Source organism: Arenibaculum pallidiluteum, assembly GCF_017355985.1.
Classification (GTDB): Bacteria; Pseudomonadota; Alphaproteobacteria; order Azospirillales; family Azospirillaceae; genus Arenibaculum; species Arenibaculum pallidiluteum.
The window spans coordinates 1-716 of sequence record NZ_JAFIQU010000048.1 but is presented as its reverse complement, the minus strand read 5'-3'; the positions used below and the strand labels follow the sequence as shown (position 1 = coordinate 716).

The window sequence follows — 716 nt, the reverse complement described above, 5'->3', positions numbered from 1 at the left end:
GACGACATGCTCCGGCGCGCGCTCGGCGAGGCCGTCGAGATCGAGACCATGATCGCCGGCGGCCTATGGAACACCTTCGTCGACGCGGCCCAGGTCGAGAACGCGCTGCTCAACCTCGCGATCAACGCCCGTGACGCCATGGACGGGCGCGGCCGCCTGACCATCGAGGCCGGAAACGCCTTCCTGGACGATGACTACGCCGCCCGCCACACCGAGGTGACGCCCGGGCACTATGTCATGCTGGCGGTGACCGATACCGGTTGCGGCATGACGCCCGAGGTGCTGGCCCGGGTCTTCGAGCCGTTCTTCACGACGAAGCCGGAAGGCCAGGGCACAGGGCTCGGCCTCAGCATGGTCTACGGCTTCGTCAAGCAGTCGGGCGGGCACGTCAAAATCTACAGCGAGCCCAACCACGGGACCACGGTGCGGATCTACCTGCCGCGCACGGGCGAGGCCGAGGATGTGGCGACGGAACTCGAGGCCGGCGCGGTGACCGGCGGCACGGAAACGGTCCTCGTGGTCGAGGACGACGAGGACGTGCGCGCGACCGTGGTCGAGATGCTCTCGGAGCTCGGCTACAGGGTGCTGAAGGCGAAGGACGCGCAGAGCGCGCTGGCCATCGTGGAGAGCGGCGTGCCGATCGATCTGATGTTCACCGACGTCGTCATGCCGGGCCCGCTGCGCAGCCCGGAGCTGGCCAGGAAGGCGCGCGAACG

General features: G+C 68.9%; 1 protein-coding gene. It reads left to right on the top strand.

What is annotated here, in order from left to right:
- The coding region (locus JUB13_RS31020; protein ID WP_207486129.1) for an ATP-binding protein at nt 1-716 on the top strand (716 nt) is incomplete at both ends.